Annotated in this window: 1 protein-coding gene; it reads left to right on the top strand. The window is 63.2% G+C overall.

The window, feature by feature from the left end; all coding sequences use genetic code 11:
* Nucleotides 1–29: 29 nt before the first annotated feature.
* A complete protein-coding gene (locus CAF90_RS22405) occupies nt 30–16,562 on the top strand; it encodes a LapA family giant adhesin (protein WP_085608530.1) in 16,533 nt (5,510 codons plus the stop codon).
* Nucleotides 16,563–16,675: the final 113 nt, after the last annotated feature.

Raw genomic sequence — 16,675 nt, 5'->3', positions numbered from 1 at the left:
ACTGAACGTGACACCCCGGAGAGTCTTCAATGAGCAGTGTTGTTGCCATCGTCAAAAGCATTGTCGGTCAGGTTTTCGTGGTGTCCCCAGAGGGCGTCCGTCGCGTACTCGTTGAAGGCGACCGACTGTTTGCCGGCGATCAGGTCGACACCGGCGTTTCCGGCGCCGTGTCCCTGGAACTGGCCGATGGCCGCACGATCGATCTGGGCCGTGACACCCAGTGGAGCGCCGATACCCCGGACTCCAGCACCGACCTGGCCGAAGCCACCGCGCAAGCCGCGCCGTCGGTAGAAGAACTGCAACAAGCCATCGCCGCGGGCGTCGACCCGACCACCGCTCTTGATGCCACCGCTGCCGGCCCGAGCGCCGCGGGGACTGGCGGTGCCGCCGGTGGCGGTCACAGCTTCGTGATGCTCGATGCGACCGCCGGCCGCGTCGACCCAACCATCGGTTTCCCGACTGCGGGCATCAACGCTGCCGGCCAAGCCGCGCAGAACATCACCGGCGGCCAGACCACCGACACCAACGCCAATGCCCTGCGCGAATCGACCCTGAGCCTCAGCGCCACGCCGAGCATCACCGAAGCCGGCGGCGTGCTGGTGTACACCGCGACCCTGACCCAGGCGCCGCTGACCGACCTGACCATCACCCTGTCCAACGGCGCGGTGATCGTGATACCGGCCGGTTCCACCACCGGCACCGTCAACGTGCCACTGGCACCGAACGACACTGTTTATAACGACCCGACCCAGATCGACGTGACGGTCACCGGCACCACCGGCGGCGGCGGCATCACCGTGACCCCGCCGACCACCCCGGCCACGACCCAGGTCACCGACACCATCGACACCACCACCGTCACTCTGACGGCGGGGCCAAGCGTGACCGAGGGCGGTCAGATCACCTACACCGCCACGCTGACCAACCCGGCGCAGACGCCGGTGACCGTCACGTTGTCCAACGGCTCGACCATCACCATCGGCGCCGGCCAGACCACCGGCACCGTCAACGTGCCGACCGCGCCGAATGACGTCTATAACAACGGCAGCACCGTCACCACCACCATCACCGGTGCCACCGGCGGCAACTTCGAGAACCTGGTGCCGAACCCGACACCGGCCGTTACCACGATCGTCGATTCGCGAGACACCACCGGCCTGACCCTGACCGCTACCGGCACCGTGGTCGAAGGTGGCCAGATCACCTACACCGCGACCCTGACCAACCCGGCGCAGACGCCGGTGACCGTCACCCTGTCGAACGGCTCGACCATCACCATCGGCGCCGGTCAGACCACCGGCAGCGTCAACGTGCCGACCGCACCGAATGACGTCTACAACAACGGCGGCACCGTCAGCACCACTATTACCGGTGCTACCGGCGGCAATTTCGAGAATCTGGTGCCGAACACGACGCCAGCGACTACTACCGTCACCGACTCCATCGACACCACCAACCTGTCGCTGAGCGCGACCGGTTCCGTGGCCGAGGGCGGTTCGATCCTCTACACCGCCACCCTGACCAATCCTGCCGGCACCCCGGTGACCGTGACGTTGAGCAACGGCTCCGTCATCACCATCGAGGCTGGCAAAACTACCGGCACCGTGACCGTTCCGGCGCCAGCCGATGACGTCTATAAAGACGCCGGCAAGGTCGAAGTCACTATCAAGGACGCCACTGGCGGCAACTTCGAGAACCTGGTGCCAAGCACCGTTCCGGCCGTCACCGAAGTCACCGATACCATCGACACCACCACGGTGAAACTCACCGCGACCGAATCGGCGGCTGAAGGCGGCACTGTCACTTATACCGCTACTGTCGGCGCACCAGTGACCGGCTCTCCGGTCACCGTGACGCTGGCCAACGGTCAATCGATCACCATCGAAGTGGGTAAAACCACCGGCACCGTGACCACCACTGCGCCTAACGACGCATTGGCCGGCAATGCACCACTGACCAACTCGATCACCGGCGTTTCCGGCGGTAACTACGAAAATCTGGTGGCCGACAAGACTCCGGTTTCGACCACGGTTACAGACGTTGCCGACACCACCAATCTGACCCTGAGCGCCACCGGTACTGTCGCCGAGGGTGGTTCGATTGTTTACACCGCGACCCTGACCAATCCGGCCGGCACACCAGTGACCGTGACGTTGAGCAACGGCTCCGTCATTACCATCGAAGCCGGCAAAACTACCGGCACCGTGACCGTTCCGGCTCCTGCCGATGACGTCTATAAAGACGCCGGCAAAGTCGAAGTGACCATCAAGGACGCCACCGGCGGCAACTTCGAGAACCTGGTGCCAAGCACCGTTCCGGCTGTTACCGACGTGACCGATACCGTCGACACGACCACCGTCAAACTGACCGCGACCGAGTCAGCAGCTGAAGGTGGCACCGTTACTTACACCGCGACAGTTGGCGCCCCGGTAACCGGCTCGCCGGTCACCGTGACCCTGGCTAACGGTCAGTCGATCACCATCGAAGTCGGCAAAACCACCGGCACCGTCACCACCACCGCACCGAACGACGCATTGGCCGGCAACGCACCGCTGACCAACGCGATCACCGGCGTGAGCGGCGGCAACTACGAGAATCTGGTCGCCGACAAAACTCCGGTTTCGACCACCGTCACTGACACCGTCGACACCACCAACCTGACCCTGAGCGCCACCGATTCCGTGGCCGAGGGCGGCTCGATCATCTACACCGCGACGCTGACCAATCCGGCCGGCACTCCGGTGACCGTGACCTTGAGCAACGGCGCGGTCATCACCATCGAGGCCGGCAAAACCACTGGCACCGTGACTGTCGATGCACCGAAAGATGACGTCTACAAGGATGCCGGCAAAGTCGAAGCGACCATCACCGGCGCAACCGGCGGCAACTTCGAAAACCTGGTGCCAAGCACTGTTCCGGCCGTGACCCAGGTCACCGATACCATCGACACTTCGACCGTCAAACTGACCGCGACCGAATCGGCTGCTGAAGGCGGTACCGTCACTTACACCGCGACGGTCGGCGCCCCGGTAACCGGCTCGCCGGTGACCGTGACCCTGGCCAACGGTCAGTCGATCACCATCGAAGTCGGCAAAACCACCGGCACCGTGACCACCACCGCGCCGAATGACGTGCTGGCCGGCCATGCACCGCTGACCAACTCGATCACCAACGTCAGCGGCGGCAACTACGAAAACCTCGTGGCCGACAAAACCCCGGTCAGCACCACCATCACCGACACCGTTGACACCACCACCGTATCGCTGACCGCCACCGGCAACGTCAACGAGGGCGGGCAGATCGTCTACACCGCCACCCTGACCAACCCGGCCGGCACCCCGGTGACCGTGACGTTGAGCAACGGCTCCGTCATCACCATCGAAGCCGGCAAAACCACTGGCACCGTGACCGTTCCGGCTCCTGCCGATGACGTCTACAAAGACGCCGGCAAAGTCGAAGTGACCATCAAGGACACTTCCGGCGGCAACTTCGAAAACCTGGTGGCCAACCCGACACCAGCGGTGACCAACGTCGCCGACACCATCAACACCACGCACCTGACTCTCAGCGCCGAAAGCTATGTGCTCGAAGGCACATCGATCACTTACACCGCGACCCTGACCAACGCCGCGCAGACGCCGGTGACCGTCAATCTGAGCAACGGCCAGACGATCGTTATCGAGGCCGGCAAGACCAGCGGTTCGGTGACCATCCCGGCGCCGAGCGATGACGTCTACAAGGATGTCAGCAAGCTCACCGTGACCATGACCGATGCCAGCGGTGGCAACTTCGAGAAACTCGACGTCAGCAAGACGCCGGTCAGCACCACGGTCAACGACACCATCGACAAGACCACGCTGACCCTGAGCGCCAGCGACACCGTCAGCGAAGGTGGCCAGATCACCTACACCGCGACCCTGAGCAACCCGGCCGGCACCGCCATGACCGTGACCCTGGCCAACGGCGCGGTGATCAACATCGCCGCCGGTGCCACTAGCGGTTCGGTGAATTTCCCTGCGCCGGCCAACACGCCTTACATCGATGGCGGCAAGGTGCAGACCGCGATTGCCAGCCACAGCGGCGGCAACTTCGAACAGGTCGATGCCAACCGTACGGCTGTGGTGACCAAGGTCACCGACACCGTCGACACCACCAACATCAGCCTGAGCGCCACCGGTTCGGTCGCCGAGGGCGGTTCGATCGTCTACACCGCGACCCTGACCAACCCGGCCGGCACGGCCATGACCGTGACCCTGAGCAACGGCGCGGTGATCAACATCGCCAAAGGCGCGAGCACCGGCACCATCACCGTCGCCGCACCGGGCGACGACGTGTACAAGGACGCCGGCAAAGTCGACGCCAGCATCACCAAGACCACGGGCGGCAATTTTGAAAACCTGGTGGTCGACAAGACCCCGGCGGTGACCGACGTCACCGACACCATCGACAACAGCACCGTTTCCCTGAGCGCCACGGCCAGCACTGTTGAAGGCGGCGTGGTGGTTTACACCGCCTCCGTCACCGCACCGGTGACCGGTTCGCCAGTGGTCGTGACCCTGTCCAACGGCCAGACCATCACCATCCCGGTCGGCGCCAGCAGCGCCAGCGTCAACTACACCGCACCGAACGATGCACTGGCCGGCGGCAACACGCTGAGCGTGAAGATCGACGGCACCAGCGGCGGCAATTACGAAAACCTGGTCGCCGACAAGACCCCGGCCGTGACGTCAGTCACCGACACCGTCGACACCACCAACCTGACCTTGAGCGCTACAGGTTCCGTGGCTGAAGGTGGTTCGATCGTTTACACCGCGACCCTGACCAATCCGGCTGGCACGCCAGTGACCGTGACTCTGAGCAACGGCTCGGTAATCACCATCGAAGCGGGTAAAACCACCGGCACCGTGACCGTTCCGGCTCCGGCCGATGACGTCTACAAAGACGCCGGCAAAGTCGAAGTCACGATCAAGGATGCATCCGGCGGCAACTTCGAGAATCTGGTTCCGAGCACCGTTCCGGCCGTCACTGAAGTGACTGACACCATCGATACGTCGACCGTGAAGCTGAGCGCCGATACGTCGGTGGCTGAGGGTGGCACCGTCACCTACACCGCCACTGTTGGCGCTCCGGTGACTGGCTCGCCGGTCACCGTGACTCTGGCCAACGGTCAGACCATCACCATCGAAGTCGGCAAGACCACCGGCACCATCACCACCACCGCGCCGAACGACGCACTCAACGGTCATACCCCGCTGAGCAACTCGATCACTGGCGTGAGCGGCGGCAACTACGAAAACCTCGTAGCCGACAAAACCCCGGTCAGCACCACCGTGACCGACACCGTCGACACCACCGATCTGACACTGACCGCGACCGGCACCGTGGCCGAAGGTGGCTCGATCACCTACACCGCCACCCTGACCAATCCGGCTGGCACTCCAGTGACCGTGACGTTGAGCAACGGCTCCGTCATCACCATCGAGGCCGGTAAAACCACCGGCACCGTGACTGTCGATGCGCCGAAAGACGACGTCTACAAGGACGCCGGCAAGGTTGAAGTCACCATCAAGGATGCGACTGGTGGCAACTTCGAGAACCTGGTGCCGAGCAATGTTCCGGCCGTTACCGAAGTCACTGACACCATCGACACCACCACGGTGAAACTGACTGCAACCGAGTCGGCGGCGGAGGGTGGCACTGTCATTTACACCGCGACCGTCGGCGCTCCGGTGACGGGTTCGCCTGTGACCGTGACTCTGGCCAATGGTCAGTCGATCACCATCGAAGTGGGCAAGACCACTGGCACCATCACCACCACTGCGCCGAACGATGCGCTCAACGGCCATGCGCCGCTGACCAATGCGATCACCGGTGTGAGCGGCGGTAACTACGAAAACCTCGTGGCCGACAAGACTCCGGTCAGCACCACCGTGACTGACACCGTCGACACCACTAATCTGACCCTGAGCGCCACTGACTCGGTGGCCGAAGGTGGCTCGATCACCTACACCGCCACCCTGACCAATCCGGCCGGCACTCCGGTGACCGTGACGTTGAGCAACGGCTCCGTCATCACCATCGAGGCCGGCAAAACCACCGGCACCGTGACCGTCGACGCGCCGAAAGACGACGTCTACAAGGACGCTGGCAAAGTCGAAGTCACGATCAAGGATGCGACTGGTGGCAACTTCGAGAACCTCGTTCCGAGCACTGTTCCAGCGGTTACCGAAGTCACCGACACCATCGACACCACCACGGTGAAACTCACCGCGACCGAGTCGGCGGCCGAGGGCGGTACCGTTACTTACACCGCCACCGTTGGCGCGCCTGTCACCGGTTCGCCTGTGACCGTGACCCTGGCCAATGGTCAGTCGATCACCATCGAAGTGGGCAAAACCACCGGCACCATCACCACCACTGCGCCGAACGACGCGCTGAACGGTCACACCCCGCTGACCAACTCGATTACTGGCGTGTCTGGCGGTAACTACGAAAACCTCGTAGCCGACAAAACGCCGGTCTCGACCACCGTCACCGACACCGTCGACACGACCAACCTGACCCTCAGCGCCACTGACTCGGTGGCCGAGGGCGGTTCGATCGTTTACACCGCGACCCTGACCAACCCGGCCGGCACCCCGGTGACCGTGACGCTGAGCAACGGCGCCGTCATCACCATCGAGGCCGGTAAAACCACCGGCACCGTGACCGTCGATGCGCCGAAAGATGACGTCTACAAAGACGCCGGAAAAGTCGAAGTCACCATCAAGGATGCAACTGGCGGCAACTTCGAGAATCTGGTGCCAAGCACTGTTCCGGCTGTCACCGATGTAACCGACACCATCGACACCACCACGGTGAAACTCACCGCGACCGAGTCGGCAGCTGAAGGCGGCACTGTCACTTACACCGCCACCGTTGGCGCCCCGGTAACCGGTTCGCCTGTGACCGTGACCCTGGCCAACGGTCAGTCGATCACCATCGAAGTCGGCAAGACCACCGGCACCGTTACCACTACCGCGCCGAACGATGCGCTCAACGGCCATACGCCGCTGACCAACTCGATCACTGGCGTGAGCGGCGGCAACTACGAAAACCTCGTAGCCGACAAAACGCCGGTCAGCACCACCGTCACCGACACCGTCGACACCACCAACCTGACCCTGAGCGCCACGCCGGAAGTCAACGAAGGTGGCCAGATCACCTACACCGCAACCCTGACCAACGCCGCCGGCACCCCGGTGACCGTGACGTTGAGCAACGGCGCTGTGATCACCATTGAAGCCGGCAAAACCACCGGCACCGTGACCGTCGATGCGCCGAAGGACGACGTCTACAAGGACGCCGGCAAAGTCGAGACGACCATTTCGACCACCACCGGTGGCAACTTCGAAAACCTGGTCACCAGCACCGCCCCGGCGGTCACCACCGTCAATGACACCATCGACACGTCCACCGTGTCGCTGACCGCCACCGCCAACGTCGCCGAAGGCGAAACCGTGGTCTACACCGCGACCGTGACGGCGCCAGTGACGGGCTCGCCGGTCGTCGTGACCCTGTCCAACGGCCAGACCATCACCATCGCCGTCGGCGAGACCACCGGCACCGTGAACTTCGTCGCGCCGAACAGCCCGCTGGCGGGCGGCAGCTCGCTGAGCGTGACCATCGACAAGGCCACCGGTGGCAACTACGAACATCTGGCGGTGGACGGCAAGTCCGCCGACACCTCGGTGTCGGACACTGTCGACACGACCAACCTGAACCTGACGGCCACCGATTCGGTTGCCGAGGGCGGTTCGATCACTTACACCGCGACCCTGACCAACCCGGCGGGTACGCCGGTGACCGTGACCCTGTCGAACGGCGCAGTGATTACCATCGAAGCCGGCAAAACCACCGGCACCGTGACCGTCGATGCGCCGAAAGACGACGTCTACAAGGACACGGGCAAGGTTGAGGCAACCATTTCGACCGCTACTGGCGGTGGTTTCGAGAACCTGGTGCCGAGCACCGTTCCAGCCGTGACCAACGTCACCGACACCATCGACACCACCACGGTGAAACTGACCGCGACCGAGTCGGCGGCGGAAGGCGGCACCGTTACTTACACTGCGACCGTGGGCGCACCTGTGACCGGTTCGCCTGTGACCGTGACCCTGTCCAACGGACAGTCGATCACTATCGAAGTAGGCAAGACCACCGGCACCGTGACCACCACCGCGCCGAACGACGCGCTCAACGGCCATGCGCCGCTGACCAACGCGATCACTGGCGTGACTGGTGGTAACTACGAAAACCTCGTGGCTGACAAAACGCCGGTTTCGACCACCGTCACTGATACCGTCGACACCATCAACCTGACCCTGAGCGCCACTGGCTCCGTGGCCGAGGGTGGTTCGATCGTTTACACCGCGACCCTGACCAACCCGGCCGGCACGCCGGTGACCGTGACCCTGTCGAACGGCGCCGTGATCACCATCGAAGCCGGCAAAACCACCGGCACCGTGACCGTCGATGCGCCGAAGGACGACGTCTACAAAGATGCAGGCAAAGTCGAAGCGACCATTTCGACCGCCACCGGTGGCAACTTCGAGAACCTGGTGCCGAGCACCGTTCCGGCCGTGACCGAAGTCACCGATACCATCGACACCACCACGGTGAAACTCACTGCGACCGAGTCGGCCGCGGAAGGTGGCACCGTCACTTACACCGCGACCGTGGGCGCACCTGTGACCGGTTCGCCAGTCACCGTGACCCTGTCCAACGGTCAGTCGATCACCATCGAAGTGGGCAAGACCACCGGCACCGTGACCACCACTGCGCCAAACGATGCGCTGAACGGCCACACGCCGTTGACCAATGCGATCACTGGCGTGAGCGGCGGCAATTACGAAAATCTGGTCGCCGACAAAACCCCGGTCAGCACTACCGTGACCGACACCGTCGACACCACCAATCTGTCGCTGAGCGCGACCGACAGCGTGGCCGAAGGTGGCTCGATCGTTTACACCGCGACCCTGACCAACCCGGCCGGCACCCCGCTGACCGTGACTCTGTCGAACGGCGCCGTCATCACCATCGAAGCCGGTAAAACCACCGGCACCGTGACCGTTGCCGCGCCAGCCGATGACGTCTACAAAGACGCCGGCAAAGTCGAAGTGACCATCAAGGACGCAACCGGTGGCAACTTCGAGAACCTGGTTCCGAGCACCGTTCCAGCCGTAACGGAAGTCACCGACACCATCGACACGACGACCGTGAAGCTCACCGCTTCCGAAACGGCCGCTGAAGGTGGCACCGTCACTTACACCGCGACTGTTGGCGCGCCAGTGACTGGCTCGCCTGTGACCGTGACCCTGGCCAACGGTCAGTCGATCACCATCGAAGTGGGCAAAACCACTGGCACTGTCACCACCACCGCGCCGAACGATGCACTCAACGGCCACACGCCGCTGACCAACGCGATCACTGGGGTGACTGGCGGTAACTACGAAAATCTCGTCGCCGACAAAACTCCGGTTTCGACCACCGTTACCGACACGGTCGACACCACCAACCTGACCCTCAGCGCTACCAATTCTGTGGCCGAGGGCGGTTCGATCACTTACACCGCCACCCTGACCAACGCTGCGGGCACTCCGGTGACCGTGACCTTGAGCAACGGCGCCGTGATCACCATCGAAGCCGGCAAAACCACCGGCACCGTGACTGTCGACGCACCGAAAGACGACGTCTACAAAGACGCCGGCAAAGTCGAAGCAACCATTTCGACCGCCACCGGTGGCAACTTCGAGAACCTTGTTCCGAGCACTGTCCCAGCCGTAACGGAAGTCACCGACACCATCGACACCACCACGGTCAAACTGACCGCGACCGAGTCGGCGGCAGAAGGCGGCACTGTCACTTACACCGCCACCGTGGGCGCGCCTGTGACCGGCTCGCCAGTCACCGTGACTCTGTCGAACGGTCAGTCGATCACCATCGAGGTGGGCAAGACCACTGGCACCGTCACCACCACCGCACCGAACGATGCGCTGACCGGCCACACGCCGTTGACCAACGCGATCACCGGCGTGACGGGCGGCAACTACGAAAACCTCGTCGCCGACAAAACCCCGGTTTCGACCACTGTCACCGACACGGTCGACACCACCAACCTGACCCTCAGCGCCACCAATTCGGTTGCCGAGGGCGGTTCGATCATCTACACCGCGACCCTGACCAACGCCGCTGGCTCGCCAGTGACCGTGACTCTGTCGAACGGCGCCGTGATCACTATCGAAGCCGGCAAAACCACTGGCACCGTGACCGTTGCCGCGCCAGCCGACGACGTCTACAAAGACGCCGGCAACGTGCAGGCGACGATCACCAATGCCAGCGGTGGCAACTTCGAAAACCTGGTCACCAGCACCACGCCAGCAGTAACCAGTGTCACTGACACCATCGACACCACCACGGTGAAACTCACCGCGACCGCGTCGGCGGCTGAAGGCGGCACTGTCACCTACACCGCGACCGTGGGCGCGCCTGTGACCGGTTCGCCAGTGACCGTGAACCTGTCGAATGGCCAGAGCATCACCATCGAAGTGGGTAAAACCACCGGCACCGTGACCACCACGGCGCCTAACGATGCGCTCAACGGCCACACGCCGCTGACCAACGCGATCACCAACGTGACGGGCGGCAACTACGAAAATCTGGTGGCCGACAAGACCCCGGTCAGCACTACCGTGACCGACACCGTCGACACCACCAACCTGTCGCTGAGCGCGACCGGCACCGTGGCCGAAGGTGGTTCGATCACCTACACCGCGACCCTGACCAACGCTGCGGGCACCCCGGTGACCGTGACCTTGAGCAATGGCGCTGTCATCACCATCGAAGCCGGTAAAACCACGGGCACCGTGACCGTCGCAGCGCCAGCCGATGACGTCTACAAAGACGCCGGCAACGTGCACGCCACGATCACCAACGCGACGGGCGGCAACTTCGAAAACCTGGTGACCAGCACCACGCCAGCGGTGACCAGCGTCACCGACACCATCGACACCACCACGGTGAAGCTGACTGCAACCGCAACAGCTGCTGAAGGTGGCAACGTTGTCTACACCGCCACCGTCGGCGCGCCAGTAACTGGCTCGCCAGTCACCGTGACCCTATCGAACAGTCAGTCGATCACCATCGAAGTCGGCAAAACTACCGGCACCGTGACCACTACCGCGCCGAACGACGTGTTGACCGGTCATGCGCCGCTGACCAACGCAATCACCGGCGTGAGTGGTGGTAACTACGAAAATCTGGTGGCTGATAAAACCCCGGTTTCGACCACCGTCACCGACACCGTCGACACCACCAACCTGTCGCTCAGCGCGACTGGCACCGTGGCAGAAGGTGGTTCGATCACCTACACCGCAACCCTGACCAACGCCGCTGGCTCGCCAGTGACCGTGACCTTGTCGAACGGCGCCGTGATCACCATCGAAGCCGGCAAAACCACCGGCACCGTGACCGTTCCTGCGCCAGCCGATGACGTCTACAAGGACGCCGGCAACGTACAGGCAACGATCACCAACGCCAGCGGTGGCAGCTTCGAGAACCTGGTCACCAGCACCACACCAGCGGTGACCAGCGTCACCGACACCATCGACACCACCACCGTGAAACTGACCGCGACCTCGACGGCAGCTGAAGGTGGCACCGTCACCTACACCGCGACCGTGGGTGCGCCGGTGACTGGCTCGCCGGTAACCGTGAATCTGTCGAACGGTCAGTCGATCACCATCGAAGTGGGTAAAACCACCGGCACCGTGACCACCACCGCGCCGAACGACGCGTTGACCGGTCACACGCCGCTGACCAACTCGATCACCATCGTTTCTGGCGGCAACTACGAAAATCTCGTGGCCGACAAGACGCCGGTCTCGACCACCGTCACCGACACTATCGACACCACCAACCTGACGCTCAGCGCGACCGGCACCGTGGCCGAGGGTGGTTCGATCACTTACACCGCGACACTGACCAACGCTGCGGGCACTCCGGTGACCGTGACCTTGAGCAACGGCGCCGTGATCACCATCGAAGCGGGCAAAACCACTGGCACCGTGACCGTTCCTGCACCAGCCGACGACGTCTACAAGGACGCCGGCAACGTGCAGGCCACGATCACCAACGCCAGCGGTGGTAATTTCGAGAACCTGGTCACCAGCACCACGCCAGCGGTGACCAGCGTCACCGACACCATCGACACCACCACCGTGAAACTGACCGCGACCACGACGGCAGCTGAAGGTGGAACCGTCACCTACACCGCTACCGTGGGTGCGCCGGTGACTGGCTCGCCGGTAACCGTGAATCTGGCCAACGGTCAGTCGATTACCATCGAAGTGGGTAAAACCACCGGCACCGTGACCACCACCGCGCCGAACGACGCGCTGACCGGCCACGCGCCGCTGACCAACTCGATCACCAACGTTTCTGGCGGCAACTACGAGAATCTGGTGGCTGATAAGACTCCAGTCAGCACCACCGTCACCGACACCATCGACACCACCAACCTGTCGCTCAGCGCGACCGGCACCGTGGCTGAAGGTGGTTCGATCACTTACACCGCAACCCTGACCAACGCCGCTGGCTCGCCAGTGACCGTGACCCTGAGCAACGGCTCGGTGATCACCATCGAAGCGGGCAAAACCACCGGCACCGTGACCGTTCCTGCGCCAGCCGACGACGTCTACAAGGACGCCGGCAACGTGCAGGCCACGATCACCAACGCCACGGGTGGCAATTTCGAAAACCTGGTGACCAGCAACACACCAGCCGTGACCAGCGTCACCGATACCATCGACACCACCACCGTCAGCATCACCGGCAGCACCTCGGTGACCGAAGGCCAGACCGCCAGCTACACCGTCAGCCTGACCCACCCGGCGCAGACCGAAGTGACCCTGAAAATCGTCTACAGCGGCACCGCCGCCGACGGTTCGGACTTCACCGGCGTGTACACCGTGAAGATCCCGGCGGGTGCCAGCAGCGCGCAGTTCAACGTTGCGACCATCGACGACAAGATCACCGAAGGCACCGAGAACTTCGTGGTCAAGATCGACTCGGCCACCGGTGGCAACTTCGAAAACCTCGCTGTCAGCACCACCAACGGCAGCGTCAGCACCTCGATCATCGACAACGATGCACCGCCGGTCATCGACCTCGACGCCAACAACTCCAGCGGTGCAACGGGTGCCGACTACAAGGTGACCTTCACCGAGAACACCCCGGGCGCAGGCGTGTCGATTGCCGACACCGACATCAAGATCACCGACCCGGACAGCACCATGCTGACCGGCGCCACCGTCGTGCTGACCAACCGTCAGGACGGCGATGCGCTGAACCTGGGCAACAGCGTCAACGGCATCACCATCAATGCCAACAGCACCAACGGCACCGTCACCCTGACCCTGTCGGGCAACGCGACGCTCGCCGACTACATGCAGGCCATCAAAAACATCAGCTTCACCAACAGCAGTGAAGACCCGAGCACCGTGCCGCGGATCATCACCGTGACCGTGACCGATGGCGGCAACTACTCCAACACCGCGACCACCACGGTCAACGTGGTGGCAGTCAACGATGCGCCGGTCGCTGCACCGGTCAACGTCACCGGCACCGAAGACACCCCGCTGGTTCTCGGCTGGTCGACCTTCGGCGTCAGCGACGTCGACAGCCCGGCCAGCAGCCTGGGCGTGAAAATCACCCAGCTGCCGGGCGAAGGCAAACTGCAGTACCTGGACGGCTCGACCTGGAAAGACGTCGCCAACAACCAGACCTTCAGCAAGGCCGATATCGACGCCGGTAAACTACGCTTCCTGCCGGATGCCAACGAGTCGGGCGTGAACGGTTACGGCGGCACCGGCCTGGGCAACAACCAGGCTGACTACGCGCAGATCAAGTTCCAGCCAACCGACGGCCAGTTGCTGGGCAACACCGGCACCGTGAAGATCGACATCACGCCGGTGGCGGATGCACCGACCCTGTCGGTCGGCGACAACAGCGTGAAGTCCACCGGGCTGATCAAGGAAGTCTGGACCGGTCTGTCGGGCCTGGGCACCGACGGCAGCGGCGCGAACTCGACCACCCTGAAAAACGTGATCGACGGCGCGGGCAAGCCGAACACCAGCGGTACCGTGAACAACGTGCAGTCCGACGGCAGCGTGACCGCCGGTACTGCGTCGAAAACCTCGGGCCTGATCTATCTGGAAGCCGGCAAGACCTACACCTTCAGCGGTACCGGTGATGACAGCCTGCTGGTGACCATCGGCGGCAAGAACGTAGCCTCGACCACGTGGGGCGCGGGTGGCAACCTCAACGGTTCGTTCACCCCAACCACCAGCGGCTACTACACCCTGGACATCTACCACCACAACCAGAGCGGCCCGGGCAGCTACGACGTCAACCTGTCGGTCAACGGCAGCACGCCGATCGACCTGAGCAGTGCCGGCGTGCCGATCTACACCGGCGTGCAGGATCTGGTGAATGCCGGCGTGACCGTCTCCGATCTGCACGGCACCAACGGCGAAGGCTATTACGACGGCTACAAGCTCAACACCGGCGCCGAAGGCACCACGGTGAAACTGTCGTCGATCAGCACCGCGCTGACCGACACCGACGGCTCGGAAACCCTGAGCATCAAGATCAGCGGCGCACCGGTCGGCTCGGTACTGAGCGACGGCGCAGGCCACAGCTTCACCGTGACCGCCACCAGCGGCGACGCCAACGTCACCGGCTGGAACCTCGGCACCCTGACCGTAACCCCGCCGACCTACTACAACGGCCAGTTCAACCTGACCGTGACCTCGACCTCCACCGAACAAGTCGGCGGCTCGGCCAGCACCACCGCGACCATCCCGGTCACCGTGGTGCCAGCGGTGTACAACGCGGTGGTCGCCACTTCGGCCGACGACACCGTCACCGGCACCGACGGCAACGACATCATCGTCGCCGACATCGGCGGCCTGACCGTGGTGCCGGGCACCAACTACAACATCGCGTTCATGGTCGACAGCTCGGGCAGTATGAGCGCCTCGTCGATCAACGCCGCCAAGGACTCGCTGACGTCGGTGTTCAATACCCTCAAGCAGAGCCTGGGCAGCAACTCCGGCACGGTGAACATCTTCCTGGTGGACTTCGATACCCAGGTCAACAAGTCGGTGTCGGTGAACCTCAACGACCCGAACGCGCTGACCTTGCTCAAGGCCGTGCTGGACTCGATGTCGTCCGGCGGCGGCACCAACTACGAAGACGTGTTCAAGACCACCGCCAACTGGTTCCAGAGTGCCGAGGCCGTGGCCAATACCGGGGCGAAGAACCTTACGTACTTCATCACCGACGGCCAGCCGACCTACTACCAGAGCAACGAGTCGGCCAACCCGACGCTGTACGGCAACAAAACCCTCGATAGCCTGATCACGACCAGCAACTATCAATTGGGCAAAGCCATCAGCCTGTACCCGGACAGCACGCACCAGATCGACATCAGTGCCTCGGGCTACGTGACGGTCTGGACCAAGTCCGGCGGCAGCTGGTCGTACCAGAACTTCGGCACCCTGCATGCCCAGGGCGACGGTACTTACGAGTTCTCAAGCCTGGCAGGTTCGGGCAACAGTACCGGCTCGACCACCACCGACAACTCCACCAGCAGCTTCGCACTGCTGGACAAACTGTCGACCGTCGAGGCCATCGGCATCAACAACGGCGTCAGCCTCAACGACCTGAAGCCGTATGACTCGGACCACGCGCCGCAGACCAACATCGATCCGAAGGACCTGGCCAACTCGATCATCGGCCACACCGAAGCGACGATGCCGGGCAACGACACCGTCAGCGGTGGCGACGGCAACGACATCCTGTTCGGCGACCTGGTGAGCTTCAACGGCATTGCCGGCGAGGGTTATCAGGCGATGCAGGCGTTCGTGGCCAAGGAAACCGGGGTCGACGTCAGTAAAGTCACCACCAGCAACGTGCACCAGTACATCACCGAGCACTATCAGGCGTTTGATGTGTCTGGTGCCCACGATGGCAACGACACACTGCTGGGCGGCGCGGGCAACGACATCCTGTTCGGCTCGGGCGGCAACGACCTGCTCGACGGCGGCAAGGGCAATGACGTCCTGCTCGGCGGTACCGGCAACGACACGCTGATCGGTGGTCAGGGCAACGACATCCTGATCGGTGGTTCGGGTGCCGACACCTTCGTCTGGAAAGCGGGCGACACCGGCAACGACGTGATCAAGGACTTCAAGGCCAGCGAAGGCGACCGCATCGACCTGCGCGACCTATTGCAGGGCGAGACCGGCAGCACCATCGACAACTTCCTGAAGATCACCACGGTCGACGGCGTGTCGTCGCTGCAAGTCAGCTCGGGCGGCAAGTTCAACTCGGGCGATGCCGCAGCCGCCACACCGGACGTGACGATCAAGCTGGAAGGCAACAACTGGTCCACGGCCAACATTCACAACCTGATTGCCGGCAGCGATCCGACCATCAAGGTCGACCACAACAACAGCTGATGCGTGAACAACGGCCGCCCCACTTGGGGCGGCCGTCACGTTTGCGGTGCTTGAACCGGTGACGATTGCATCGGCGCACCGCATACTCGCGCGCAGTTGGCTATGCTGCTGAC

The organism is Pseudomonas sp. B37(2017), from assembly GCF_002112885.1.
GTDB lineage: Bacteria > Pseudomonadota > Gammaproteobacteria > Pseudomonadales > Pseudomonadaceae > Aquipseudomonas > Aquipseudomonas paraglycinae.
The sequence above is the reverse complement of the archived record's forward strand: the minus strand, read 5'-3'. Positions and strand labels throughout refer to the sequence as shown.

What these genes read in the sequence shown, in the direction of transcription:
- CAF90_RS22405 (WP_085608530.1), top strand. Translation starts at nt 30, where the DNA reads ATGAGCAGTGTTGTTGCCATCGTCAAAAGCATTGTCGGTCAGGTTTTC.